Genomic DNA, 23,761 nt, shown 5'->3' with positions numbered 1-23,761 from the left:
CAAGTTAAGCCGATGAAAACCCCCTGGAGGTCGGGGAGTTCCCTGGAGGTCGGGGAGGATTTTCAAGCTGGGAGGTTAGAGAGGGTCAGAGGTTAGAGAGGAGGATGGGGAGTGTGGAAAGGTTAGAGAGGATTTTCTTAGATATATTCTCTCTAACCTCCGGGTACCTCACATAACCTCCTCTCGGACCTCCTGACCTCCCTGACCTCCCAGTTTGAACGTGTCCTCTCTGAACTCCGTGAACCTCTCCGACCTCCTCTCCGACCTCTCAACACCTCCCGGACCAGCATTTTTCATGGAACGCTAAGCACGCAAAGTATAGTCATTCCTGAAAGGTTTTACACGAGTGCCCGTACCATTTACGCGAAGTACGCTAAGTACGCGAAGTACTCAAAGTACGATAATAATGGGTGATTACTACTGATCTTATAGTAGAACTTCGTGTATAGTCATTCTTGAAACTAATAGTACGGTCCGGCAGTCAACCAGACCTGCCGGACCGTACTAAAAGTTTCACAAAGGACTATACTTCGCGTACCTTGTGTACTTTGAGTAAACGGTACCTGGCTGCCAAAAAAGTTCCCGAAATCCGACTGCTACCATTAGTTTCAGATACCATGGACCAAGAGTTAATATTTCAAGCAGTCGAACAATCAAGGAAGATTATTGCATCCATGGTGGTATAATGGCCCTGAGTGCTTTCGATGACAAGTCTAAAAAGCCGACCGAGGAAGACCTTAAAGTAACTCTCGGGAGCACGTATGCTCACTGGACCGACCTGCAGAAGCAGATCGCCTTGACCTACTCTGCCTCTCCAGAGTGGGGCTTTGCCAGCAAGAAATCGGGCTGGGGCCTGCGGATGCGGGCGGAGAAGGGCAAACGGGTTGTCCTCTATATGACTCCGTGCCAGGGCTATTTCCTCGCCTCGTTTGCGCTGGGCGAGAAGGCTGTAGAGGCTGCTCATAAAAGCGATCTGCCCGCGTCGGTGCTGGAGATCATCGACTCTGCGCAGAAATACGTGGAGGGCCGGGCGGTGAGGCTGGAGGTCAGGAGCGCTGCAGACGTCTCGAGTGTAGTGAAGATCGCCGGGGCGAAGATGGCCAATTGAAAGGCCGCTTCACTGCTTATTGTTTTTAACTTCGCACTTTCTGCCTTTCAACGTAAAGTAGTGAAATATTCCACCTATGGCCCCGGCGAGGGCGTAGGTGATCAGGATGACGATCAGCTCCAGGGGGCCGTACCGGTCAAGGCTGGCAGTGAACAGGCGCATCTGCTCGGGGGCGCCGAGTACGGGAGCGATTAAGAACCACAGGGCTATGCCTACGATGGCCGCTATCAGGGCTGCTCCCACTGCGCTGGCGGTCGACTTGTTGTGGCCGAGGCAGGCGAAATATGCCTCCTGTGCGGCGAGCCAGCCGGTGATTATGAGGGCTAAAGGTACGGCTGCGAAAGCCCACGCTAAAAAGTACACCGCAGGGTTGGCCGGGATGAGCCGGCTGACGAAGTAAACTGCGAATGATACTGTGACGACCATCAGCACGCCTGCAGTGATCGCCTTGATTATGCCGCCAGGATAGCTCATAATGTTACCACTACAGTATTGGCGGGCAGGCATATAACGATGACTGCCGCCATACCGCAAGCCCTCCCGGCCGGATGCCTTCTTTTCTGCACACCGAAAGGCTATCGCCTCCTGTTTTCACGGGGAAGAATCTAATACCAGTCACGGCCAATATGATCTCATTATGCCCGCGAAGGAACCCGTCATCATTCTCAATTACAAGACTTACACGGAAAGTATGGGCGAGCAGGGCCGGAAGCTCACCTGGATGGCTATGGAGGTCATGAAGGAGACCGGCGTACGAATTGTGGCATGCCCGCAGCTGCCCGACATGTACCATCACAAGAACCTGGAGATCGAGGTCTTCGCCCAGCACCTTGACCCGATCGAGCCGGGCAGCCACACCGGGCACATCCTGCCCGAGGCCCTGAAAGCTGCCGGCGCCACGGGCACGCTGATCAACCACTCCGAAGACCGGATGCCCGCTGATAAAATTAAAAAGTGCGTGGAGCTGTGCCGCAAGCACGGGTTGACCTCGGTGGTCTGCGCCGAGAGCGTCGACAAGGTCAAAGAAGTGGCGGCCTTCAAGCCCGACTACATCGCCATCGAGCCGCCTGAACTGATAGGCAGCGGCATACCCGTATCAAAAGCCAACCCCGACATCGTCCGCAACTCCGTCAACGCCGTCACCGACCCGAACATCAAAGTCCTCTGCGGCGCCGGCATCAGCACCGGCGACGACGTCAAGGCTGCGCTGGCGCTGGGCACCCACGGCGTGTTGTTGGCGTCAGGGGTGGTCAAGGCAAAGGATCCAAAGAAGGCGCTCTACGATCTCGTGTCGCTGATAGCGCCCAAAACAGTGACCGGCTGAAGGGGTCTAACTTTTTTACCACGGCGGCACAGCGACACGGCGACAGTGGGTACCAGTACAATACAACGGAGGCTAAAACCACGGCGGCACAGCGACACAGAGACAAAGCGTACCAGAAAACGATAGTTCTTTTTTATTGATCCACGGCGGCACGGCGGGCTGACAGCACGGAGACAATCCACCTGCAGTAACGGACTGGAAACATGGATTAACGGATTAAACTACTACTATGCGGGTAAGCCATGCTTAATCGATCGACCAGTAACCATTCTGATCAACGCACTGTCTCCGTGCCGCCGTGCCGCCGTGGTTCAAATAACCATCTTGCTATTGTTTCTCGCTTTGTCTTTGTGTCGCCGTGCCGCCGTGGTTAGAATATCTGCTCTCCAGTTGTCAGGATAAAGAGCCGTGCCGCCGTGGTTAGAATTCGCACAGTTTTAGAATCTGATCAGCCCATAGTAATATGCAGCCGCACCCAGCCCGGCGCCCAGGAATATTATGTTGAGGATTAAGCTGTTGCTCTTGAACCACTTGAGGCCACGCATCTTCTCGTCGAAGGGCCCGAAGAGCGGCACGCCTTTTTTGGTCAGCGAGTCCAGCAGCACGTGGGACAGGGTGGCGCTGAGCACCGCGAGGGTGATGTAGCCGGATAGTGGCCCGGCGTGGAAGATGTCGTCGAATAAAATATACGTCGCGCCGGTGGCGATGAATACCGTAGTCAGGCTGTGGGTGATCCAGGTGCGGTGGAAGATGCCTCCGAGGCCTGTATCCACGTCGGGCGAGACGGACATCATGGCGGCTATGGCGCCTGCGACCAGCGAGAGGGCTAAGGTCTGTACTGTGTCTCCGCCTCCGCCGATGACTGATAGTATGCCGAAGAAGAAGAGTAGCGAGCCTCCGAAGTGGCCTGTTCTGTCCATCCTGTCCCCGGATACAGGAAAGAACGCATGCTTAATAGGCTTTTCTAGAGCCCGGATTGAAAATATTGGCGGTACGGTGCCAACTTAATTTATCAGCAGGGATGCTTGCCGGTTTTTATGGAAACAGAGGCTAAAACGGGGCTTACCGGGCATGAATTTATTATGAAATTACCAATTTTATTATAGCTATCTTGATAAATTTGCCTTAAAATCCGTTGCTCACTAATATATTATAGAAACAATAATCGACTTTCTGATACCTATGGTCGGAGCGTCTGTAAAGTACATGTCCCATCTTTTCAGGGACGGAAAAGCGATGTTCCTGGCCTACGATCAGGGCCTGGAACACGGCCCGAAGGATTTCAACGAGAAGAACTACGATCCGTGCTATATCATCGACATAGCGCTCAGGAATAAGTTCACCGGGCTCATCTTTCACAAAGGGCTGGCCGAGAAGTACCACGAGCACTACTCTGGCAAAATACCTCTGATCGTCAAGGTCAACGGTAAGGACAACATCGCTAAAACGGAACCCTTCTCCCCTGTTGTCTGTTCTGTGGACTACGCCGTAAAACTCGGAGCGGAAGCAGTGGGATACACGCTGTACGTCGGCTCGCCTCTCGAATCTAAGGCCATGGAGGATTTTCGCCAGGTGCACGAAGAGGCGCGCGAATACGGCTTGCCCGTGATCGGCTGGATGTACCCGAGGGGCCAGTACGTCCCCAACGACACCGACCCTACTATCGTCGCATACGGGGCGAGAGTGGGGCTGGAGCTGGGGGCGGACGTGCTCAAAGTCAAGTACACCGGAAACAAGGACTCGTTCAGGCGGGTCGTGCAGATGGCAGGCAAAGCGAAGGTCGTTTGTGCCGGGGGCCTGAAGACCGACGCGAATACTTTCCTGCAGCAGACCCGGGACATCCTGGACGTCGGCGCATGTGGCGTCGCTGTCGGAAGAAACGTATGGCAGAGCGATCAGCCTGATAAGATCGCCCGGGCGCTGGAGGCGCTCATCTTCGAGAACGCGCCTGTGAGCAAAGCAACGGAGGTACTGTCAGCATGAAAACTTGTGCAAACTGTAAACATGTCAGGCCGTCCAGCGGGATGTGTAAAAAAAACCACGCGATGGACGCCCGTGGCCTGAGAAAGGATTGTAGAGACTGGCTCAAGCAGGACTGTACCAACTGCCGGTACCTGACGAAGGATGCCACCACGTACTACTATGAGACGACCCACAAGCTCTGGTGGATCGGCCGGGGGAACCCGTATACCGGAGACCGGTGCGAAGGCTGCTCCCTCCGGGCTTACGCCAGCATCCGGCAGACCATCGACCAGGTCAAGCGTGATACCAGCGACCTGTACGAGACGGTCGGCAGCCTCAGCGTAGAATGCGTGACAGGCAGGTACGACCTGGTCTCGACCCTCGAACTCATAGCCGAGAGCATCAGCACGAGCACCAGCAAAGCAGGAGAGCTTGCGCTGCGGGCACGAGAGATCGAACGCACGAGCGAGAGCGTCCAGCTCAACCCGACCAGGCCCGCGGAGGCCGTCAAGGGCATCCTGGTCGCCGCCCGGGCCAGCCAGGCTTCGACCAGCGAGAGCGTGGAGTAATACGACAAAGAAGAACTGTGGTAATATATCTGACACGGCGGTGCCTGCGCTCCCCGTGTCTAAACTCTCCTAACCACACTTTCTGTCATCTGCGGATTCTACGACTGGTACGTGCACTTCTTTTCCATCTTCATCCACGAACTTCCAGTTCCCGTTTTCGTCCTCGATCAGGTTGTAGCCGGGCTCCAGGTCCTGGGAGGCCTTTGTGACGACTTTACCGTACCTGCGGATGCCTACGGGGAGCATGCTGATCAGCTGGCCTGCGGAGGTATCGTATGCCTTGGGATCCGGGGCGATCATGACGTCGGTGATGACGCTGCGCTCGCCCACCAGGATCAGGGGCACTTCTGATTCTCTGGCCGAGGCTTTGGCCATATCGAGAGCGTCTGCTGTGATCTTCAAGGTGATCTCCATTACCCTGTTTCTTTCTCCTGGCTGAAAAGCCTATTTGATAGCGCCTGCCACCCCGAAGGATTCGATAGATTTATAACGTATTAAGTAAATTACGAGTTACGTAATAGTTTGAGTGCAGGTAATATTATGAGCAAAGTCGACGGAAAAGCGGCAACGATGGGGCACCAGGGCCCCGAAAGCGAGGCGCAGGCCCTGCTGCCCGGCCTGGTGAAAGTGCTGTGGGCGATGAGGGTGGACCGGCCTTCTACGTGGTCTCCTGCCTTCGAGGGCCTGAATCCTCTGGACCTGCACATCCTAGCGATCATCGAGGCCTGGCCGGACGTGATTCTGAAGGAGATCAGGGATTATCTCGAGGTGCCGAACAGCACTCTGACGGGCATGATCGACCGGCTGGAGAAAAAAGGCCTGATCGAGCGCACTCTCAGCGGAAGGGACCGGCGGTCGTTCGGCCTGAAGCTCACGGCGAAAGGGCAGGAGCTGAGGGGGGAGCAGCATCAGATCCGGCTGGCTGGCGCTTCCGGAATGCTCGCGGCGCTGGACAGCGATGAAGAGCGCCGAGCTTTCGTAGGCATGCTGAACAAGATCGGAGATCGTCTGGTCCTGAATGAACTTGGTAAAGCGCAGGACAACGGAGGGCTTTAATATGTCTGAGAATACCAAAACCGGCGCCCGCAAGCTAAGGGTGGCCGCAGTGCAGATGAGGTCAGAAATAGGGGCGAGAGAGGCTAACCTGAAGCGAGCCTCGCCACTGGTGGAGCAGGCTGTCCGGGAAGGCGCAAAGCTTGTCGTGCTGCCTGAGATGGCCGCTTCCGGGTACTCGATCGAGAAGGGCATGTGGGTCGCAGCAGAGCCTGTGAACGGGCCGACTGTCAGGTGGCTGAAAGAGACGGCGAAGCGGTTCGGAATCTACCTCGGCATCGGTGTAGAGGAGGCCGAAGGGGCCGACTTCTACAATACTTATGTGCTCGCTGCGCCAGACGGCAAGATTGCCGGCAAGGTGCGGAAAGTACACACTGAGTACAACATCTTCCGGGCGGGCAGCTCCTCCCGGGTCATCGACACCGAGATCGGCCGAATCGGTATCGGAATCTGCGCTGACAATCATTATGTAGATATGCCCCTGGAGATGCAGGAGAAGTCAATCGATCTGCTGCTGATGCCTCATGCCTGGCCGGTGCCGGTAAAAGCAGCAGGGCTGGTCAAGGAGGAGGATGTCCGGGAGCAGCGGGAGAACGTGAAGGGGTATTCACAGCTCTTCGCCCGGATGCTGGGCGTCCCGTCGGTCTTCGTCAACGCAGTGGGGCCGATCGGCCCTGAGCGGTGGGAAGGCATCATCGGCCGGCTGATGAACCCGGAGATATACCGTAATGCCGGCTATTCCGCCATCTCGGACTCCGACGCCTCGCTGCTTGCTCAGCTGGGGCCGGAGGAGGACGGCATCATCGTCGCGGATGTTACTCTCGACCCGTCGAGGAAGCTGAAAACGGCACCGGTCAGCTACGGCGGGTGGCTGCACCCCGGCGACTCCGTGTTCCGGAAAGTGGTTCTGCCTGCGGAGGTTTGCGTCTCAAAGCTGAAGTACCGGATACGGCGGGGCAGGAAAACCCGGGCGCTGGCAGTATCGCAGAGCAGGGGACAGTGAGTCGCATGGCTTACCGGGCGGGGCCGCTCATTCAACGGCAACCAGCAGGCGTCTGGTGAGCCCTTTTATTTTCGCCGTGCTCTTGCTCTACAATTATATCCAGCCCGGGCGATTTTGGCATATGAGCATGAGTAAGCAAAGTACGGTCTGCGGAGCATTTTGCAGCGACTGTAATTTCTACGGAAAAGAATGCAAGGGCTGCGCTGAGGGTAACGGCGAGCCTTTCTGGGCGGCTCACAACGGCTTCAAAGCCTGCCCGATTCACGACTGCTGTACGGGCAAGGAGCATTTAGCTCACTGCGGTCAGTGCCGGCAGCTGCCATGTCAGCTCTTCCGCGATATCCGGGATCCGTCTATGAGCGACGAGCAGTTCGAGGCAGGGCTTAAAGCCCGTGAAGCTGAGCTCCGGCACAGGCAGGGGGTATAGATCCCCTGCGGCAGCTTCTCCGTGATCAGGGGCCCCATCAGCAGGCCCGGCAGGGGTCTATCAGCTTCCCCCGGGCCCGTAAGGCCGGCCTGATCCGGGGTTCCCGTAAAGCTGTGCCATTTTTAGATGGCAGGCATGTACTGCTGGCATTTTTTCTAATCAGTGAGAACTTATAGCCAGTGCTCTCGTATCAAAAGGCTTATTATTCATAAGAGTCGAGATAACTGCGGGTTGGGATGCAGTCACCTCTTTATTGGTCGGGTTCTCTTTACAGTGCCGGAATTAAAATGATGCACGGCCGTACGCTTCACCAGCGGTACAGTTACATAGCCCGCCATGCCGGCGAGAGCGTGATCGACGTGGGCTGCGGCACAGGCAAGCTCGTCGACTACCTTCCTAAAGACAGCTCGTACCTCGGGATCGACCTGAACGATAACTTCCTCCGCCACGCGAAAAAGCGGGGCCGGAATGTCATGAAGCAGGACGCCCTTACTTTCGACCGCTTCGACGAGTTCGACGCCTGTGTGGTTATGGACGTGCTCCACCACATCAACCCCCGCCACGAGGAATTTATCGAGCGGGTGCTCAGAGATGTCCGGAAGCGGGTCATCATCTGCGAGCCGTTCGAGGTCCCGGGCAGGAACCGGATCACGAAGAACCTTGTCAAGCTCATCGACGACGACGGCATCAACAGCCAGGACGAAGCCTGGATGGACAAGAAGACGCTCCTGCGCTTCTACGACAGCTTCAACCCGGTAAGCGTCGAAGAAGTAGGCCAGGCTATGATAGCCGTCTACGAGAAGTAGTCGGGCCGTCTACCAGAAACAGTAGTCGCACCGTCTGCCAGAAGTGGTCAGGCCGTCTGCCAGAAGAATTGAAAAAGTAAAAAAAGAATCCGGCATTGCCCGGATTATCAGCTATTTTTAGGGCATATCGGAGACTGTGACTTTCTTCATCTTGTCGCCTGCGCGAATCTTCTTAACCACTTCCATGCCTCTCTCTACCTGGCCGAAGACGGTGTGTACGCCGTCCAGGTGGGGCTGGGGGGAGTGGGTGATGAAGAACTGGCTGCCGCCCGTGTCCTTGCCCGCGTGAGCCATGGAGAGCGCGCCTGTGCCGTGCCGGTGGATATTGATCTCGCACTTGATCTTATAGCCCGGGCCGCCCGTGCCATCTCCTCTCGGGCATCCGCCCTGTATCATGAAGTTGGGGATGACTCTGTGGAACTTGAGCCCGTCGTAAAATCCCGAGTTCGCCAGCTTCTCGAAGTTCTTCACAGTGTTGGGGGCTTCTTTCTCGAACAGTACCAGTTCGATCTTGCCCTTGTCAGTCTCTATCACTGCTTTCTTCACTAGATCACCGTTAGAGAGGTCTCCCTCATCATATAAATAGACGATCGACGTTGTGCCGGTCGTAGACGATAGACATGGCGACGGTCGCAGGCAACCGACGTGACGGCGGTAGCATGGGACTGGCTATAGTCATGCCCGAATTGGCCGCGAATCTTTTAAGCCTCGGAAAACCTAGAATATGTTGTGTACTTGAAGGGAAAGAAGCTACCACTCTCGCTCCTCGCGGTGTTGCTGCTATTGCTCTTATCTTCGGCTGCAGCGCAGGCTCAAGGCTCCGATAATGGCCTGACTGATCAAGTGCTGCCCGAAGGCTCGTTCAAGGACGGCTCTCTGCCGGCCAGGATCGTCAGCCCGACGAACTACACGTTTAGCAATCCGACGTCATCGCAAAACCTCACGATCAACGTTACGAACCCCACGAATTCCCGGGTATCGCTCTACCTGGCTGTATACCGGGATGATCAGTGGAACGTGCTGGATAAGATCGGCAGCGTTGAGCCCGGAAAGACGGCGATGCTGGAGTACCCTGTCAAGTTCAAGTATAACGGCCGGCCCGAAGAAACTGACCGGTTCAGCGTTATCGGGGAGACCGCCTCTGGCTATGTCGGGAAATCGTTCTCGGTCAGGGAAGACTGGACTGAGTACGAGAAGACTCTGAGGTCATCCCTTTCCGTGGTCGGCATGATCCTCTCGGTCGCTATGCTCGTCGTGCTGTTGATCGTCACAGCCGGCGTCATCGCGGTGGCTGCCTCAACCCGGCACGAGGAGGTGGGCAAAGGCGAGTATACTATCTGGACCCTCTTCTTCCCTCTCACAAAGGCGAGGCCTTTGGCGGAGAAGATCGCCAACATCCTGATCAATCCCTTCTTCTGGGGTGTGGAGCTGTTCCTGGGCGCCATCCTGATCATCCTGGTGTTCTTCATAGCGATAGCGACCATCCCCTCTGACATCGGGCTGCTGGTGTTCATTATCGGGGGAGTTGCCGCCATCTTCATGCCGGTTATCTTCCTGGTGGTCTGCTGGGTGTCCGACTACTACGAGCGGGAGCCCTTCAGGTTCCTCGTCGCCATGTTCATGTGGGGCGTACTGGCCACCTTCGTGTCGTTCTTCCTGAACACGACGCTGGACCTCTTCGGCAGCCTCCTCCTGGGATCGGGCATCGCCACGCTGGTCACAGCTGTCATAGTGGCGCCCGTCGTCGAAGAGACCGCCAAAGGCCTCGGGCTGCTCATCGTGTCGGGCCACCACGAGTACGACGACACCTTCGATGGCATCCTCTACGGTTTTGCCGTGGGCATGGGCTTTGCCGTAGTCGAAAACTGGCTCTACTTCGCGGCCAACGCCAACCCCGTCTCAGTTGAGGGCCTGGGCCCCTGGGCTTTCAACATCCTGTACCGGTCCATCCTGTGCTCGCTCGCGCATGGCTGCTTCACCGCAGCCACAGGAGGCGCGATCGGGTTCCTGAAGTCCCGCAGATCGCTGCGCAGCTTCGGGTTTGCCGGCTTCTTCCTCGGGCTGCCGATCGCCATCTTCCTGCACGGCACCTTCAACTTCACAGCCATCCTCGACGCGGTCCTGCAGTCGGTGGTAGGCTTCCCCGTCCCGGTATTTGACCCGGTGCTGACCCTGGTCGTGACCGGAATGTACATAATCATTGGAGCCGTTTTACAACTAAGGCTGGGTAAAAAACTGAAACAAAGTTTGAGACCCGGCGGGTGATTACAATGCCAACAAGCAAGAAACAGATGGAAAAGCTCAAGAAAGTGCAGAAGGCAAAGGCAGAAGAATTATCTAAGGCAGCGGCGTCGGGCAGCGATTCTGCGAAGAAGAAGCTGAAAAAGCTCGAGAAGAAACTGAAATAACCTTTTCCCCTTTTCTACTTCTTTTTAACTGCATATATGCCACTGGAGGCCTGTGTATTCCGAAGACCCTCGATCGTCAGTCCATGAGTGCCATCAAGGGCACGAAGCCCGGAGAAGTGCTCCGCGACGTCCGCCGGCTTAAAAGGGACTTCAGCAAGCCGGAGGCTGTTGAGGCGCCGCAGGCGCCGCTGCCGCCGGTAAGGCGATCGATCACCCCGGAAGAGCGCAGGGATCTGGAACTACGCCTGCACCGCATGCTCGTCTGGGTGGGCGTGATGACTCCCCTGGAGTTCGAGCTCAAGGGCCAGAAGCTGCCCCTCCACGACATCATCTGGGACCTGCTCTCCAAGGACTGCCTGACCGAAGACGAAAAAGACGACGTGCGCAAGCTCATCTGGAAGCTCACGAGGCACGAGAGGGCCGACGAAGATATCCTGCACAACCACGACCTTACTCTGGACGAGGCGAAGGAGATCTACCGGGAAGCAGCAGGCTTGCTGCGAGCCATCATGAGCCTCAAGAGCATGGTCGGCAGGAAGGACCGGTGCACTCTCAGGCACGTCACCAACAGGCGCAGGATCGAGGAAGCCCAGAGCTGGCTCGCTTTTATCAAAGAGCTCACGTAATGCGACCTGGTGTGGCCTGATATGGTTTCTCGTTACCCGGACAACGACCCGTCCAAAATTCACCCTGCAGCAAGGTTCGCTGTGGACATCCTCCCGGCAATTGTGCTGCTGCTGACGATGATCATCGTCCTCTACGGCTACTCCGGCACCTGGCCGCCCGCTGTAAGCATCATCAGCAACAGCATGGAGCCCCACATGCACAAAGGGGACGAGGTACTCATCCAGGGCTTGAGCAAGACGGTAGTGCACACCGCCCACGACTCTTATATCACCGGCTACACCACCTACGGCGACTACGGCGACGTGATCGTGTACCGGCCGATGGGCCTGACCAACGTCACTCCCGTCATCCACCGGGCCATCTACTGGGTCAACGAATCCGAGCCCATGTGGCCCCGCGGCCCCGCAGCCCCGCACTCCGGGTACATCACCCTGGGCGACAACAACCACGGCCAGTACGATCAATATCCGGACTCCGGCATCTGCCCATTGCAGCCCGTGCGGGAAGAGTGGGTCATGGGCGTGGCCAAGTACCGGGTGCCGTACCTCGGGTATTTGAGAGTATTGATACCTATCTGAGGCCCGTGAACGTTGACGAACGCTGCGCTGTGCCAGGACCACAGATTCCGACAGATGCCACAGATTGCACAGATACTATAGTCATTATTAAACTTTTAGGACAGACAGGTACCGTTTACACGAAGTACGCGAGGTACGCGAAGTACACGAAGTTTTACGAAAAAATCATATTCCAGCATGCCGTTTTTACTGTACTTTGAGTACTTCGCGTACTTCGCGTAAATGGTACGGGCACTCGTACAAAACGTTTCAGTAAGGACTATAATTGATCATATAGCAAGGATTGTCCGCATACCAGTTTTGTCCAATTGCCATCTGTATAATCCGTGCAATCGGTTGTAATCTGTGATCCTGGCACAGCGCAGCGTTCGTATTGCTGTCTCACGCCACATTAACAATCGAGTATGCACAACGCAGCGATCGTATGGTTACCGCGCACTTCTATAAAAGGAGAAAGAGGCACCCTGAAGGTGCCTCTCTTCAAACTTACGACGGCTGGGGCGCAGGCTTTTTAATAACCTCGTCCGGGTGGGCGTGGACGTCGCCGGTCATGAAGGTCATGAGGGAGCCGTCCTTGGCTTTCATGACGAACGCGCCGTCTTCGGTGATGTCCACGGAGACGCCTTCGTAGAGGTTGTCCTGCTCTTTGACGATGACCCGGCTGCCCAACGGATAAATCAGGCTCTTGTACCCGGTCAGGATGTCCTCGTACTTGCCCTCGTTAAAGTGCTCGTACTGGGCCTCGAACTCCCGGAGCAGGGCGTCGATGAAGTCCTTGCGGGACACGGTCTTGCCCAGCTCTTCCTTGATCGAGGTGGCCGACTTCTGGATCTTGGTCGGGAAGGAGAGCATCTCCACGTTGACGTTGACGCCGAAGCCGAGCACGATGTACTTGATCGAGTTGACGTCCATGGCGATGTCTGTGAGGATGCCGCAGACCTTGCGGCCGCCGATCAGGACGTCGTTAGGCCAGCTGATCCGGGCGTCCAGCCCGTACATCTCCCGGATGGTCTTGCAGACCGCTGATGCGGCTGCCAGAGTGATCTTAGAGGCGTTGCGGGGGGCCGACTTTGGCCTGAGCACCAGCGAGAAAGAGACGCCGCCGAAAGGCGATATCCACTCTCTGCCGATACGGCCCTTGATGCCGCCGCTCTGGGTCTCGGATAGCACCATCGTGCCTTCTTCCGCCCCTGCCGCCGCCATCTCCTTGGCGATCTTGTTCGTGGAGGCGACTTCCTCGAAGTAGTGGATCTTGTGGCCGAAGACCTTGGTCTTGAGGCCCTTTTTGATCTCCTTCGGGATGAGCTTGTCCTCGTTCAGGATACGTTTCGGGATGAAGTTCGTGCTGTACTCGCCTTTGCGGAAGTACGCGTTGAACAGGATCATCTTGTGGAAGGGAATGGTGGTCTTCACTCCTTCCACAGTGTACTCGTCCAGCGCCCTTCTCATGCGGCTGATGGCACCCTGCCTGTTGGAGTCCCACACGATGAGCTTGGCGACCATCGAGTCGTAGTACGGGGGAATCTCGTAGCCCGTGTACGAGATGCCGTCCAGCCTGACGCCGGGGCCTCCCGGCGGGTTGTACGTGGTGATCTTGCCCGGGGACGGGAAGAAGTTCTCCTGCGGGTCCTCGGCGTTAATCCTGCACTCGATGGCGTGGCCGTTGATCTTGATGTCGCTCTGCTTGAACGGGAGCTCCTCGCCAGCGGCGATGAGGATCTGCTGCTTGACCAGGTCGATGCCGGTGACCAGCTCGGTCACCGGGTGCTCTACCTGGATACGGGTGTTGACCTCCATGAAGTAGAAGTTGCCGTACTTGTCCAGCAGGAACTCGAAGGTGCCGGCGTTCTCGTATTTCACGGCCTTGGCACCCTGGATGGCGGCGTTGCCCATCGTTTCTCTCAGCACGGCCGTCATCCTCGGGGACGGCGCTTCCTCGAGCAGCTTCTGGTGCCTGCGCTGGATGGAGCAGTCTCTCTCGCCCAGGTGGACGACGTTGCCGCTCTTGTCTGCCAGGATCTGGAACTCGATGTGGCGGGGCTCTTCGAGGTACTTCTCCATGTAGACGTCGCCGTTGTTAAAGAACGCCTCTGCCTCGCGCTTGGCGCTATGGAAGGCGTCCGGTACGTCGGCGTCAGAAAAGACCAGCCTCATGCCTCTGCCGCCGCCTCCGCCCGACGCCTTGATGATGCACGGGTAGCCAAAGCGGTTAGCCAGCTCGATAGCCTCGCTCTCGTTCTTGAGAGTGCCCGGTGAGCCGGGGATGAGGGGCAGGCCGGCCTTCTTCATGGTGTTCCGGGCCACGGTCTTGTCGCCCAGCTTCTTGATGACCGAGGCGGAGGGACCGATGAACTCGATGCCCGCCTTGCGGACCGCTTCGACGAACGGGGCGTTTTCCGACAGGAACCCGTAGCCGGGGTGGACCGCGTCGCAGCCCGAATCAGCGGCCACTTCGAGGAGCGCTTCCGTGTTCAGGTAGCTGCTCTTGGCCGGTGGGGGGCCAATGCAGTAGGCCTCGTCGGCGTGCTTGACGTGCAGGGACTTAGCGTCTGCCTCCGAGTAGACAGCCACCGTCTGGATGCCCAGCTCCCTGCATGCCCTGATGACTCGCAGCGCAATTTCGCCGCGGTTGGCGATCAGTACTTTGTTGAACATGTCCACCCGCTCACTTACTCGATGACCGCCAGCAATGCGTTGGCGTCGACGTTCTTGCCCTTCTGCATGTACACGGCCTTGATGGTGCCCGAGCTGTGGGCTACGATGTCGTTCTCCATCTTCATGGCCTCGAGGACCGCGACCACGTCGCCTTTCTTGACCGCGTCGCCCACCTTCACGTTGACCTTCAGGATGGTACCCTGCATGGGGCTGGTGACTCCGCCGTCCACGTCTGCGTCGACTGTGCTCTCGGCTGCGGCCGCTTCAGCCGGCTTCGCCTGGGCGAACAGCGGCACTGCGCCTGCCGGGGCGCCGACTGCCTCTATGCGCATCTCCATGACCTTGCCGTCCAGCTCCACGAGGAATTTCTGGGCGTTGGGGCCGAGCTTGGAGGGCAGCGACTGGGACTTAGGCTTGATGGGCTCCGCAACGGACTCGCCTTTCAGGAACTTCTCGGCGATCTGCGGGTACAGCGCGTAGGTCAGGTAGTCCTCTTCCTTCACGCTCTTCAGGCCGAACTCGTCGACCTTCTTGTGCACTTCCTCCATCTCGGGGGCCAGCAGGTCGGCTGGTCGGCCGGCTATGGGCTTATCGTCGCCGATGACCTTCTTCTGGACTTCGGGGTCGATCTGGCCGGGGGCTCTGCCGTAGAGGCCCTTGACATAATCCTTGACCTCTTTGGGGATGACTTTGTAGCGTTCGCCGGTGACCACGTTAAGCACTGCCTGGGTGCCCACGATCTGGCTGGTCGGGGTCACGAGGGGCGGGTAGCCGAGTTCCCTGCGCACGACGGGCACTTCCTTCAGCACGGCGTCGTACTTGCTCATGGCGTTGGACTGCTTGAGCTGCGATACTAAGTTGGAGAGCATGCCGCCCGGAATCTGGTAGACTAAGACGTTGACGTCGATCCGCTCGGTGATCGGGTCGATGATGGCGTCGTACTTTTCCCTGACCTTCAGGAAGTACTCGGCGATCTCGGCCAGCAATTTGAGATCGAGGCCGGTGTCGTACTCAGTTCCGATTAAAGCTCCCACAATGGTCTCGGTCGCCGGCTGGGACGTGCCGAAGCTGAACGGGGACATGGCGCAGTCCACGATGTCCACGCCCGCCTCGATGGCCGCATAGTAGCTCATCGGGGCGATGCCGTTGGTACAGTGGCAGTGAAGGTCGACGGGCAGGCCCACTTCCTTCTTCAGGCGGGGCACCAGCTCGGCGGCGTCCTTCGGGCCGATCAGGCCGGCCATATCCTTGATGCAGATGGAGTCGCATTCTAACGCCGCCAGCTCTTTGGCCATGGCCACGAACGCATCGTTAGTGTGCACCGGGCTGATCGTGTAGCAGATGGTACCCTGGACTTGCTTGCCCGCCTTCTTGGCCGCCCTGATTGGCACTTCCATGTTGCGGACGTCGTTCACCGCATCGAAAATGCGGAAGATGTCCACGCCGTTCTTAGCCGACAGCTCTACGAATTTTTCCACGACGTCGTCGGAGTAGTGCCGGTAGCCCACGAGGTTCTGGCCCCGGAGCAGCATCTGTATCGGAGTGTTCTTCGCCGCACCCTTGATCTTCCTCAGCCGCTCCCACGGGTCCTCGTTGAGGAAACGGATACAGGAGTCAAAAGTTGCCCCGCCCCACGCCTCGAGGGAATAGAAGCCTACCTGATCCAGCTTCTCCACAACGGGGAGCATGTCATCGGTTCTCATTCGCGTGGCAGCCAGTGACTGGTGCGCGTCGCGCAGAATCGTGTCCGTTATTTTGACCATATCGTACCATCCAGACGGCAATACAACTCTTATAAATGAGTCGCGTCACGTTATTGTTAGGGTTATAACATATAATCTTAACGGCTTTTCGGCCGGAAGGCCGGGAATCAGGCAGCAGATACCGTTTTTGTGGCCGGAGGGCGGCAGCTGGATATATAAATTGCTCATAAGAAACTTTATGATCGGCCGTTTTTTACAATTATTCAACTGCTCTCAATTATAACCATAAATAGACCAGTTTCAAGCGTAGGGGGAATTCGATGGATTTTAAGAGAGTGGCAACTCTGGGCGTGCTTGCCCTGGCTTTGGCAGTTGTGGCGGCGCCTGCGGGCGCCTGGTTCGGGCCTTTCGGCGGCTGCGGTTTCGGTTTCGGAGGCCTGGCGGTACCACCTGTGCCACCCATACCACCGCTGGGTTTCGGCTGCGGCTTTGGCCTGGGCGGTTTCGGCCTGGGGCTGGCGGGGTTCGGCCTTGGCCTGGCAGGCTTCGGTCTGGGGCTGGGCGGCTGCGGTTTCGGCTGGTAACAGGCGGTAAACAACAAAATGAAAAGTTTGCGGCGGCGGCCGGCATCGAGCCGGCCGCCCCCGGCACAATCTTCCATACGATAGCTGTTTCTTGAATCTTGTTTTAAGATCCGGCCGAATTTTCGATAATTTATCGCATTTGCTTTTTTATCCATTAGTGGAGCAGTTTCAAGCGTAGGGGGAATTCAATGGATTTGAAGAAAGTTGTAATTTTTAGCCTGGCAGCTCTGGCTGTCCTTACGTTTGCCGCTCCCGCCGTGGCGTGGATCGGGCCTTTCGGCTGTGGTGGCGGCCTCTTTCCGTTCGGGCTCTTCGGGTACCCGGTGCCCGTGCCTGTACCAGTTCCGGCAGCCGTTCCGGCGCCTATTCCGGCCGCGCCCTTATGTGTGCCCTCGCCATGCGGCTTCGGAGCGCCCCTGGCAGCGCCTGGCATAGGCGATTGTGGCATCGGAGCAGGCTACGGCCTCGGTAGCTGTGGAATCCCCGGCGCTGGCTATGGTCTCGGATCTGGCCTTGGTACTTGTGGTCTCGGCACCTCGGGCCTCGGCCTCGGTTCCTGCGGAATCCCCGGCGCTGGCTATGGTCTGGGATCCGGTCTGGGTACTTGTGGTCTCGGCACGTCCGGCCTTGGCCTGAGCAACTATGGTATCGGTACATCGGGCCTTGGGCTGGGCAGTTGCGGCGTACCCGGCTATGGTAGCAGCGGTCTCGGCACGTCTGGCTATGGCCTTAGCAATTACGGGCTTGGCACTTCCAGCCTCGGCCTCGGGAGCAGCTATGGCACACCTGCAGTGGGCCTGGGCAGCTCCAGCTACTACTAAGAGGAATCCCAAAGTGTAAGAAGTTAATGCGGTGGCAGGATCCGCTCCTGCCGCCACTTGATCTCTAGAGCTATACCCCTTTTCTTTTTCACCGCACCACTTTTGCCGGCGATCGTGTTGACGGAGTGCCTCTCAAGCCGCCCATCATAGACTATTTATCTTACCGGGCGATCATAGAATACAGGAACCCGAAGTCGCTCTTCCCACGGGAGAAGAGCGCGGGAGCTGTTATCATGATCATCGCGAAAGGGAAGACCAAGATTGTGAAGCCCGGCCCGGAGCCGCATACCGTTTTGCTCGAGACGCAGGACGTGCTCACCGGCGGCGATGCCGCCAAGAAGGAGACCATCCACGAGATCGGCGTCCACAAGACCACTCAGGCTGCGAACGTATTCTCGCTGCTGAACAAGAAAGGCCTGCCCACGGCGTTCCTCAGCCGGGCCTCGCCGAACGAACTGCTCTGCTACGGGTGTGACATGCTGCCCCTGGAACTGGTCGTCAGGCGGTATGCCTGGGGCTCATACCTCTACCGGAACCCCCAGTTTAAGAGCGACAGGCCCCACAGGTTCGAGACACCTGTCTGGGAGTTGTTCCACAAGATGTCCGTCGTCGCCCAGCCTATCACCGACAAGCCTTACCAGACCGGAGAAGAAGAGGCCCGGGCGCAGTTCCTGAAGAACGGCAAGTGGGCGGAAGGCGTCTACACCGACCCCTATATCCAGGTCAAGGACGGCCACTGGTTCCTGTACCCGGCCAAGAAGCCCGTCGAAGGCAAGCCGCTCATGGAAGCGCAGCCCCCCTGCACGGAGGCCGAGTTCGACGACATCGTCAACAAGATCATGCTGCCGACCTTCCTCGCGCTCGAAGAGGCGTGGAAGAAGGTAGAGACCGCCTATGGGCCCGTGGCGCTCGTCGACCTGAAGATCGAGGTCGGCCGCCGCAAATCCGACGGCAAGATCGTGATCGCCGATGTCATCGACAACGACAGCTGGCGCATCTGGCCGGGGGCAGACCCGAAGAAGCAGCTCGACAAGCAGTGCTTCAGGGACGACAACCCGCTATCCTGCGTGGCCGAAAACTACGTCATGGTCGCGGACCTGACGAGCAAGTTCCTGTAAGGCGATTTGCATGAGGGCAACTATCGTTTACTTTTCCCAGACGGGCAACACCGAAAAGGTCGCCTACGAGCTGGCAGACCAGCTCCAGCGGGCGGGCTACGACGTAACGCCGCTCCTCTTCGAGGACGTGGCCGACTTTCCGGAGGCGCTGCACGGTGTGGACCTCCTCGGCATCGGCTTCCCCACCTTTTTCGGGTACCCTCCCCAGTTCGTCCTGGACATGATCGCCGGACTGGACAAAACAGACGGCACGGGCGCCTTCGTGTTCACGACCTACGGCGGAGCCACCGCGGGAGACAGTCTCTACGACGCGGCATCTGCGCTGGCGAAGAAAGGCTACAAGATCCTCGGCGGCCTCAAAGTAGAGGGCGCGGACAACTACCCCCAGGGCATCGCCCTCAAGATCAATGCTGGCAGGCCGAACGACTCTGACATGCGCATAGTGCAGGAGTTCGCCGGCAAGTTACTGGATGCCCGCAAGTCAGGCCGCAGCCTGGACCCGGCAAAGCTGGCCAGCACCAATAAATTTTTCGCCGGGAACCGGAACAAGCCCCGGGAACAGGTGCTCAGGAGCATCTACAAACAGGTACAGGGCAAGATTATCTTCGACGATAAGCAGTGCCTGTTCTGCGAGACCTGCAAGAAGTCGTGTCCTACCAGGAGCATCACGTCCGGCGAAGCCTTCCCGGAGTTCAGCTGGAAGTGCATCAGCGGCATGCATTGCTTCCAGTGCATCAGAGTTTGCCCCGGAAAAGCGCTATCAGTGGAGTATCCGGGCACTCCCGAGGACTACCGCAAGTTCTGGGAGCCCATCTCTGACAGCCCTGAAGAAAAGAGCCGCACGTACCTCGCCGCCTAACGGGCGGCGGCATTAACTTTATCATCTGCCATTGTCTTTTATGGATTGATCAATATGGTAACCGTGGACTATACAAGTCTCCTCACCACCACCGTGGTCGTATTCTTCGGCTCGTGGGTGCTCCTCTTCCTGCTTAGCTACTTCCTGACGCCCTTCTACATGAAGTACGGCGACCAGAAGTCCCGTGCAATCTACAGCGCCGTCTACTCCCTGGCGTTCGCCTTCATCATCGGCGTCGGCTACGGCATCATGCCCCTGATGTCCCAGCAGTACGGCTTCTGGCCCACCATGATAATAGCACTCGTCCTGGTGCTCATCCTCACCATCCTCCAGAACTACGTGCTCAACCTGCTCGTGGGCAAGGGCATCCTCAAGATGGCCCGGAAATAAAAACTTCTTTTTACTTTTTCTTACTGGCGTATCGAGCCTTGCTCATGAGCACGCGAAGGAAAACGATCGCTGCGCTGTGCCAGAAACACAGATTACGACAGATGCCACAGATTACACAGATACGACTCGATATGAAAGAAAAAAGACCAAGACCTTCTTTTATATGTTATCCGATGACCATCTGTGTAATCCGTGCAATCTGTCGTAATCTGTGATCCTGGCACAGCGCAGCGATCGTGTTGTTATCTCGTATCGCCCATATAATAAATAAAAGTAGAGCGGGCATTGAGCCCGCATTATTTTAGCTATCGTCTTTACAGCCCGTGGACGATGTAGGGCGCCACCATCACGAAGACGAGGGACGAGATCAGCACGACCGAGAAGATGTTGACGACGGTCTTGGAGATCTGGTCTACTCTGTTCTGGTCTTTGATGATGTAGCCGAGCCCCTTGCGGGTCACTTCCCGGAAGATGTGGCCTCCGTCCAGGGGGATCATGGGCAGGCAGTTGAAGATGGCCAGGTTGATGTTCAGCCAGCCGATCCAGAACAGCGCGAGCGCGATGTACAGGATGCCGCTGCCCAGGGGCTGAGCCCAGCCCACGGGGTGGTACAGGCCTGCGAGGTCGCTCTGGAACACGCCGAAGCCCATGAGGCCGCCGGTGACTTCCCAGACGGGCAGGATCCAGATTATGAAGAACCCGCTGATCATGCTCAGCGCTTTTTGGCCCAGGGTGTCTCCGGTGGGTGCCGGGAGGCCGCGGAGCCACGAGAGGTGGTTCTCGGCGTTGAAGTTCCCTACCATGAGGCCGATGCTGTTATCGGAAAGATCGGAGCCGGTGAAGCCCATGTAGCCTTTGGGCTCGGGGCCTGTTCCGAGGGTGATCGGCCTTTCTACCGGGTTGCCCTTGTTGTCGATCAGGCCGAGGTTAAGCAGCTGCCCCGGGGTGGTGTTCTTCATGTACGTGCTGTAGTCCGCGTAGGAGTTGACCGGGGTGCCGTTGATCGAGAGCAGCCGGTAGTTAGGTCCGAGTCCTGCCTTTTCCGCGGGCTGGCCGGAGATGACGCCGAGGATGTAAATACCCTGAGTGTCTCCGACGTTCACGGTGTAGCTGGACGGCTTATCTCCTGCGATGCCTCCTATGGTCACACTACTGCCCTGCTTCGACTTCAGGTAGCTGTTGAACTGGTCCGGGGTAGTAACATTCGTTCCATCCACGGACTTGATGATCATGTTCTTGTGGATGCCCGCCAGTGCCGCCGGAGAGCCGGGGGCGACGTTCACGACTACCATCTCGGAGTTGGTCGCCGCAACGGCGCCGAGCACGGGCCCGAACAGCAGTGCGAAGGCGATGACAGCGATCAGGATGTTGGAGATGACACCTGCGCCCAGGATGCGGACGAGCGCCATGCTGGATGCCTTCCTGTTGCCGGTTCCGGCCGCTTTGGTGTCCATGGGGCCGAGAATTTCGGCAGTACCGCCTTCCGTTTTGGTGCCGAACATCTCCTCTTCGTCGATCTCCGCGAAGGCGCCAAGGGGCACCGGGATCAGGAGCAGCCCGAGGGACTTGACCTTGATCTTCTCGGCTTTAGCCATGATGGCGTGGCCGAACTCGTGGACGACCATGCCCACGATCAGGGCCAGCCAGCCCCAGAGGAACGGGATGAACTCGTTGACGCCGGGAATGGCGAGGATGTTCTGGGGTGCGTTCACCTGGCTGGGGGCCGGAGTGCTGAAGATCATGATAATGCTGGTTAGCAATACCATGAGCAGCATCAGTACCATCGACAGCATCACCAGCGGCAGACAGACCGTCACCAGCGCTTTCCAGAACTTCGCCGGAGACGCCAGCCAGTCCAAAAATTTCTGGCCGCGGTAGGTTTTCCAGATGATGAGCGGGCCGTACGCCGTAATGTTAAAGCGTTTGAGCACTCCCGCCTTGTTTAAAATGGTGACAGCCGTCCACCATATGATAAAGCCGACAAATAACTCGACCCAGATGAGGTTATCCAAATGAAAGTCTCTCCTTTGAATATTAAGCAGTCTATGTAGCTTTACTATATTTTTAGTATAAAAACATTCAGCCGGGCGCCTCCGGGAAAAATATTTTAAGCACGCCTCTTTAACCTGTACTTGCACAGCACGATGTGCATGGTTACTATGTTTTCAGCAGTGTACGTCATCGCCGGGAATATGGAAGAGGCCGGGCGAATCGCCCGGTACCTGGTTGAGGAGCGCCTGGTCGCCTGCGCCAACTTTTTCGTCGTCTCCTCCGTCTTCCGGTGGGAAGGCAACATCGAGGAAGGCAGCGAAGTCGCCATGATCTGCAAGACTAAGACCGAACTGGTGCCCGCCGCCATCAGGCGGATCAAGGAGCTCCACAGCTACGAAGTCCCATGTATCACCTCCTGGCGCATCGCAGACGGCCACGGCCCCTATCTGGAGTGGGTCGGAAAAGAGACCGGGCGGCAATGAGGCGCAAAACAGCTGAGATGGGCGAGCGCAGGGAAGTCGTCTACGACGATGCCCGGTGGAAGCTGCTGGACGAGAAGCGAGCCCGGGCCATAGAAGTGCTGGAGGCACTCGCAGCATGCCAGCTCGACGCCTTCGTCTTCGGCAGCGTGGCCCGGGGCGACGTCAAGCCCACCAGCGACATAGATGTCTTTATCCCGAATATAGTCAGCTCGGTCATAGTAACGCTATGCCTGGAGCCTGCGGGAATCCTGGGCCTCTCCGTCGTCCAGGCTACTCCCAGGGCGCTGGTCAAGGCCAACGTCGAACTGGAAGACAACACGGCTGTCACCTTTCCCCTGATATCCCCGAGAGAAGTGGAGTTAGAGTTCTACCGGTTCGGGGGCGCAGCTGACCTTGCCGGGCTGCGTAAGGGCGAACGCTCGCCTGGTGTGGACAAACGTCTCATGCTAATCGAGCCTACCTCCGAAGGACACATCGAGACCCCTCTGTCCGACCTATCCCCCGGCCTCGTGGCCAGAAAGCTGAAAGTCGGCCAGCAGATCGTCGAAGAGCGGCTTCGGGTACTGGAACGCAGGGCGGACGTCGGCCGCACGGGCGTATATCTCAAACGCTCCCTCGCCCCGGGAGAGACTCCCGAGCAGGTACTCCATGACTTAATCGCAGAGGATCCCGCCATCCGGCGCAGGGTCGAGAGCGGCTGACGTTCATAGTATCCTAACAAGGACTCTGGCGCAAGCATCATGCTTACCTGGTGTTACCTGAGTATATGATAGCCCAGTTCATTTTCAACACTATATAATATTATGATACCAGGTTGTTTTCATTCGCCTGCCCGAATCATGCAAAGCTATAAATACTCGATGTGGCATTATGATGTTCCGCACGAAGCATGCTGTGATACAGCGCTTGAGTGCGAGTTTGAATGGCATGATATAGTCGTATATCATGGTGCATATGCCCGTTGTTTTCGTTCGTCGAATCGTCGATTGCAAAACTATATATACTAAGATGAGCATATGTGTGTTCCCGCGTAATGCGGGATAATGATAACGTTCATGAGGAGCCAAGGGACGCACTAAGGTGTGGTCGTGGCTTTGATGTTGGTTGGTTGTTCGATATTTCCTTGGTTGGTGATACGTTGTTTGTGTCATCAAATCAAATGAAATGTCTGAATAGTAATTAGTGTGTGTACATGCACATGGTAAGTGTGTTGGTGTAACGTAACTAATTCCTTGAAATATATCCATGGATAGTTTAGACTTCTCTTTGGTTTGGATCTTTGCTTTGAATTA

26 protein-coding genes are annotated in these 23,761 nt (G+C 57.2%); 19 read left to right on the top strand and 7 right to left on the bottom strand.

Features of this window, described 5'->3' with window-relative positions; genetic code table 11:
* Positions 1 to 685: 685 nt before the first annotated feature.
* Entirely contained in the window at positions 686 to 1,108 is a 423-nt protein-coding gene (locus tag ACPLPM_RS00130) for a DUF3788 domain-containing protein (RefSeq protein WP_424358203.1), read from the top strand.
* A gap of 9 nt (positions 1,109 to 1,117) precedes the next feature.
* On the opposite strand, the gene ACPLPM_RS00125 is transcribed toward ACPLPM_RS00130, so the two are convergent.
* Positions 1,118 to 1,582, bottom strand: coding sequence for a hypothetical protein (locus ACPLPM_RS00125; protein WP_424358202.1), 465 nt, complete (start codon positions 1,580 to 1,582; stop codon positions 1,118 to 1,120).
* Positions 1,583 to 1,742: 160 nt separating this feature from the next.
* On the opposite strand from ACPLPM_RS00125, the gene tpiA reads away from it, so the two are divergent.
* Positions 1,743 to 2,432, top strand: a complete 690-nt coding sequence (gene tpiA, locus ACPLPM_RS00120) for a triose-phosphate isomerase (protein ID WP_424360015.1) — start codon at positions 1,743 to 1,745, stop codon at positions 2,430 to 2,432.
* Positions 2,433 to 2,869: 437 nt separating this feature from the next.
* Here the strand turns inward: tpiA and ACPLPM_RS00115 are convergent, their stop codons facing one another.
* Complete coding sequence (locus ACPLPM_RS00115) at positions 2,870 to 3,352, bottom strand: metal-dependent hydrolase (protein WP_424358201.1); 483 nt, start codon at positions 3,350 to 3,352, stop codon at positions 2,870 to 2,872.
* Positions 3,353 to 3,614: 262 nt separating this feature from the next.
* Between ACPLPM_RS00115 and ACPLPM_RS00110 the strand changes: the two genes are divergently transcribed.
* Both ACPLPM_RS00110 and ACPLPM_RS00105 read left to right on the top strand, forming a co-directional pair.
* Positions 3,615 to 4,415 carry a class I fructose-bisphosphate aldolase gene (locus tag ACPLPM_RS00110; RefSeq protein ID WP_424358200.1) on the top strand — a complete coding sequence of 267 codons (801 nt, stop codon included), beginning with the start codon at positions 3,615 to 3,617 and terminating at the stop codon, positions 4,413 to 4,415.
* Positions 4,412 to 4,963 carry a hypothetical protein gene (locus tag ACPLPM_RS00105; protein ID WP_424358199.1) on the top strand — a complete coding sequence of 184 codons (552 nt, stop codon included), beginning with the start codon at positions 4,412 to 4,414 and terminating at the stop codon, positions 4,961 to 4,963. Before ACPLPM_RS00110 ends, ACPLPM_RS00105 begins: the two co-directional genes overlap by 4 nt.
* A 69-nt stretch (positions 4,964 to 5,032) precedes the next feature.
* On the opposite strand, the gene ACPLPM_RS00100 is transcribed toward ACPLPM_RS00105, so the two are convergent.
* Entirely contained in the window at positions 5,033 to 5,365 is a 333-nt protein-coding gene (locus tag ACPLPM_RS00100; protein ID WP_424358198.1) for a hypothetical protein, read from the bottom strand.
* 138 nt (positions 5,366 to 5,503) lie between these two features.
* On the opposite strand from ACPLPM_RS00100, the gene ACPLPM_RS00095 reads away from it, so the two are divergent.
* From ACPLPM_RS00095 to ACPLPM_RS00080, 4 genes are all read left to right on the top strand, one after another.
* A complete protein-coding gene (locus ACPLPM_RS00095; RefSeq protein ID WP_424358197.1) occupies positions 5,504 to 6,019 on the top strand; it encodes a MarR family winged helix-turn-helix transcriptional regulator in 516 nt (171 codons plus the stop codon).
* A gap of 1 nt (position 6,020) precedes the next feature.
* Positions 6,021 to 7,019 carry a carbon-nitrogen hydrolase family protein gene (locus tag ACPLPM_RS00090; protein ID WP_424358196.1) on the top strand — a complete coding sequence of 333 codons (999 nt, stop codon included), beginning with the start codon at positions 6,021 to 6,023 and terminating at the stop codon, positions 7,017 to 7,019.
* A gap of 127 nt (positions 7,020 to 7,146) precedes the next feature.
* The gene (locus ACPLPM_RS00085; protein ID WP_424358195.1) at positions 7,147 to 7,446 is read left to right on the top strand and encodes a DUF3795 domain-containing protein; all 300 of its coding nucleotides are present in this window, start codon (positions 7,147 to 7,149) and stop codon (positions 7,444 to 7,446) included.
* A 287-nt stretch (positions 7,447 to 7,733) separates the two neighbouring features.
* Positions 7,734 to 8,252: a class I SAM-dependent methyltransferase gene (locus tag ACPLPM_RS00080; protein WP_424358194.1), complete on the top strand. Its 519-nt coding sequence runs from the start codon at positions 7,734 to 7,736 to the stop codon at positions 8,250 to 8,252.
* 117 nt (positions 8,253 to 8,369) lie between these two features.
* Here ACPLPM_RS00080 and ACPLPM_RS00075 read toward each other — a convergent pair whose 3' ends face one another.
* A complete protein-coding gene (locus ACPLPM_RS00075) occupies positions 8,370 to 8,798 on the bottom strand; it encodes a peptidylprolyl isomerase (RefSeq protein WP_424358193.1) in 429 nt (142 codons plus the stop codon).
* Positions 8,799 to 8,981: 183 nt separating this feature from the next.
* On the opposite strand from ACPLPM_RS00075, the gene ACPLPM_RS00070 reads away from it, so the two are divergent.
* The 4 genes from ACPLPM_RS00070 (at position 8,982) to ACPLPM_RS00055 (ending at position 11,865) form a co-directional block, all read left to right on the top strand.
* Positions 8,982 to 10,517, top strand: a complete 1,536-nt coding sequence (locus tag ACPLPM_RS00070; protein WP_424358192.1) for a PrsW family intramembrane metalloprotease — start codon at positions 8,982 to 8,984, stop codon at positions 10,515 to 10,517.
* Positions 10,518 to 10,522: 5 nt separating this feature from the next.
* Complete coding sequence (locus tag ACPLPM_RS00065; RefSeq protein ID WP_424358191.1) at positions 10,523 to 10,660, top strand: hypothetical protein; 138 nt, start codon at positions 10,523 to 10,525, stop codon at positions 10,658 to 10,660.
* An 83-nt stretch (positions 10,661 to 10,743) separates the two neighbouring features.
* Positions 10,744 to 11,286, top strand: coding sequence for a DUF5788 family protein (locus ACPLPM_RS00060; protein ID WP_424358190.1), 543 nt, complete (start codon positions 10,744 to 10,746; stop codon positions 11,284 to 11,286).
* 21 nt (positions 11,287 to 11,307) lie between these two features.
* Positions 11,308 to 11,865, top strand: a complete 558-nt coding sequence (locus tag ACPLPM_RS00055) for a S26 family signal peptidase (protein ID WP_424358189.1) — start codon at positions 11,308 to 11,310, stop codon at positions 11,863 to 11,865.
* Positions 11,866 to 12,351: 486 nt separating this feature from the next.
* Here the strand turns inward: ACPLPM_RS00055 and accC are convergent, their stop codons facing one another.
* Together accC and oadA are read right to left on the bottom strand one after the other, a co-directional pair.
* A complete protein-coding gene (gene accC / locus ACPLPM_RS00050) occupies positions 12,352 to 14,520 on the bottom strand; it encodes an acetyl-CoA carboxylase biotin carboxylase subunit (protein WP_424358188.1) in 2,169 nt (722 codons plus the stop codon).
* A 14-nt stretch (positions 14,521 to 14,534) separates the two neighbouring features.
* Positions 14,535 to 16,283 carry a sodium-extruding oxaloacetate decarboxylase subunit alpha gene (gene oadA, locus ACPLPM_RS00045; RefSeq protein WP_424358187.1) on the bottom strand — a complete coding sequence of 583 codons (1,749 nt, stop codon included), beginning with the start codon at positions 16,281 to 16,283 and terminating at the stop codon, positions 14,535 to 14,537.
* Between the two features lie 260 nt (positions 16,284 to 16,543).
* Here oadA and ACPLPM_RS00040 point away from each other — a divergent pair, with 260 nt between their 5' ends.
* The 5 genes from ACPLPM_RS00040 (at position 16,544) to ACPLPM_RS00020 (ending at position 19,995) form a co-directional block, all read left to right on the top strand.
* Positions 16,544 to 16,807 carry a hypothetical protein gene (locus tag ACPLPM_RS00040; protein ID WP_424358186.1) on the top strand — a complete coding sequence of 88 codons (264 nt, stop codon included), beginning with the start codon at positions 16,544 to 16,546 and terminating at the stop codon, positions 16,805 to 16,807.
* A gap of 188 nt (positions 16,808 to 16,995) precedes the next feature.
* A complete protein-coding gene (locus tag ACPLPM_RS00035; RefSeq protein ID WP_424358185.1) occupies positions 16,996 to 17,628 on the top strand; it encodes a hypothetical protein in 633 nt (210 codons plus the stop codon).
* Positions 17,629 to 17,753: 125 nt separating this feature from the next.
* Entirely contained in the window at positions 17,754 to 18,746 is a 993-nt protein-coding gene (locus tag ACPLPM_RS00030; RefSeq protein ID WP_424358184.1) for a phosphoribosylaminoimidazolesuccinocarboxamide synthase, read from the top strand.
* Between the two features lie 10 nt (positions 18,747 to 18,756).
* Positions 18,757 to 19,605: an EFR1 family ferrodoxin gene (locus ACPLPM_RS00025; RefSeq protein WP_424358183.1), complete on the top strand. Its 849-nt coding sequence runs from the start codon at positions 18,757 to 18,759 to the stop codon at positions 19,603 to 19,605.
* Positions 19,606 to 19,659: 54 nt separating this feature from the next.
* Entirely contained in the window at positions 19,660 to 19,995 is a 336-nt protein-coding gene (locus ACPLPM_RS00020) for a hypothetical protein (RefSeq protein WP_424358182.1), read from the top strand.
* Between the two features lie 314 nt (positions 19,996 to 20,309).
* Here ACPLPM_RS00020 and ACPLPM_RS00015 read toward each other — a convergent pair whose 3' ends face one another.
* Positions 20,310 to 22,007, bottom strand: a complete 1,698-nt coding sequence (locus ACPLPM_RS00015) for a site-2 protease family protein (RefSeq protein WP_424358181.1) — start codon at positions 22,005 to 22,007, stop codon at positions 20,310 to 20,312.
* 138 nt (positions 22,008 to 22,145) lie between these two features.
* Between ACPLPM_RS00015 and cutA the strand changes: the two genes are divergently transcribed.
* Both cutA and ACPLPM_RS00005 read left to right on the top strand, forming a co-directional pair.
* Entirely contained in the window at positions 22,146 to 22,469 is a 324-nt protein-coding gene (gene cutA / locus ACPLPM_RS00010) for a divalent-cation tolerance protein CutA (protein WP_424358180.1), read from the top strand.
* The gene (locus tag ACPLPM_RS00005; protein WP_424358179.1) at positions 22,466 to 23,170 is read left to right on the top strand and encodes a nucleotidyltransferase domain-containing protein; all 705 of its coding nucleotides are present in this window, start codon (positions 22,466 to 22,468) and stop codon (positions 23,168 to 23,170) included. The genes cutA and ACPLPM_RS00005 overlap by 4 nt, the downstream gene beginning before the upstream one ends.
* Positions 23,171 to 23,761 lie beyond the last annotated feature (591 nt).

The organism is Methanocella sp. MCL-LM, assembly GCF_049676595.1.
Lineage (GTDB): Archaea > Halobacteriota > Methanocellia > Methanocellales > Methanocellaceae > Methanocella_A.
The sequence above is the reverse complement of the archived record's forward strand: the minus strand, read 5'-3'. Positions and strand labels throughout refer to the sequence as shown.

Excerpts from the sequence above, each read along its gene's own strand:
- ACPLPM_RS00020 (WP_424358182.1), top strand. The coding sequence starts at position 19,660 with ATGGTAACCGTGGACTATACAAGTCTCCTCACCACCACCGTGGTCGTA.
- ACPLPM_RS00035 (WP_424358185.1), top strand. The coding sequence starts at position 16,996 with ATGGATTTGAAGAAAGTTGTAATTTTTAGCCTGGCAGCTCTGGCTGTC.
- ACPLPM_RS00105 (WP_424358199.1), top strand. The coding sequence starts at position 4,412 with ATGAAAACTTGTGCAAACTGTAAACATGTCAGGCCGTCCAGCGGGATG.
- ACPLPM_RS00090 (WP_424358196.1), top strand. The coding sequence starts at position 6,021 with ATGTCTGAGAATACCAAAACCGGCGCCCGCAAGCTAAGGGTGGCCGCA.
- ACPLPM_RS00095 (WP_424358197.1), top strand. The coding sequence starts at position 5,504 with ATGAGCAAAGTCGACGGAAAAGCGGCAACGATGGGGCACCAGGGCCCC.
- ACPLPM_RS00130 (WP_424358203.1), top strand. The coding sequence starts at position 686 with ATGGCCCTGAGTGCTTTCGATGACAAGTCTAAAAAGCCGACCGAGGAA.
- cutA (WP_424358180.1), top strand. The coding sequence starts at position 22,146 with ATGGTTACTATGTTTTCAGCAGTGTACGTCATCGCCGGGAATATGGAA.
- oadA (WP_424358187.1), bottom strand. The coding sequence starts at position 16,283 with ATGGTCAAAATAACGGACACGATTCTGCGCGACGCGCACCAGTCACTG.
- ACPLPM_RS00005 (WP_424358179.1), top strand. The coding sequence starts at position 22,466 with ATGAGGCGCAAAACAGCTGAGATGGGCGAGCGCAGGGAAGTCGTCTAC.
- ACPLPM_RS00055 (WP_424358189.1), top strand. The coding sequence starts at position 11,308 with ATGGTTTCTCGTTACCCGGACAACGACCCGTCCAAAATTCACCCTGCA.
- ACPLPM_RS00080 (WP_424358194.1), top strand. The coding sequence starts at position 7,734 with ATGATGCACGGCCGTACGCTTCACCAGCGGTACAGTTACATAGCCCGC.
- accC (WP_424358188.1), bottom strand. The coding sequence starts at position 14,520 with ATGTTCAACAAAGTACTGATCGCCAACCGCGGCGAAATTGCGCTGCGA.
- ACPLPM_RS00040 (WP_424358186.1), top strand. The coding sequence starts at position 16,544 with ATGGATTTTAAGAGAGTGGCAACTCTGGGCGTGCTTGCCCTGGCTTTG.
- ACPLPM_RS00085 (WP_424358195.1), top strand. The coding sequence starts at position 7,147 with ATGAGTAAGCAAAGTACGGTCTGCGGAGCATTTTGCAGCGACTGTAAT.
- ACPLPM_RS00125 (WP_424358202.1), bottom strand. The coding sequence starts at position 1,582 with ATGAGCTATCCTGGCGGCATAATCAAGGCGATCACTGCAGGCGTGCTG.
- ACPLPM_RS00060 (WP_424358190.1), top strand. The coding sequence starts at position 10,744 with ATGAGTGCCATCAAGGGCACGAAGCCCGGAGAAGTGCTCCGCGACGTC.
- ACPLPM_RS00110 (WP_424358200.1), top strand. The coding sequence starts at position 3,615 with ATGGTCGGAGCGTCTGTAAAGTACATGTCCCATCTTTTCAGGGACGGA.
- ACPLPM_RS00115 (WP_424358201.1), bottom strand. The coding sequence starts at position 3,352 with ATGGACAGAACAGGCCACTTCGGAGGCTCGCTACTCTTCTTCTTCGGC.
- ACPLPM_RS00025 (WP_424358183.1), top strand. The coding sequence starts at position 18,757 with ATGAGGGCAACTATCGTTTACTTTTCCCAGACGGGCAACACCGAAAAG.
- ACPLPM_RS00065 (WP_424358191.1), top strand. The coding sequence starts at position 10,523 with ATGCCAACAAGCAAGAAACAGATGGAAAAGCTCAAGAAAGTGCAGAAG.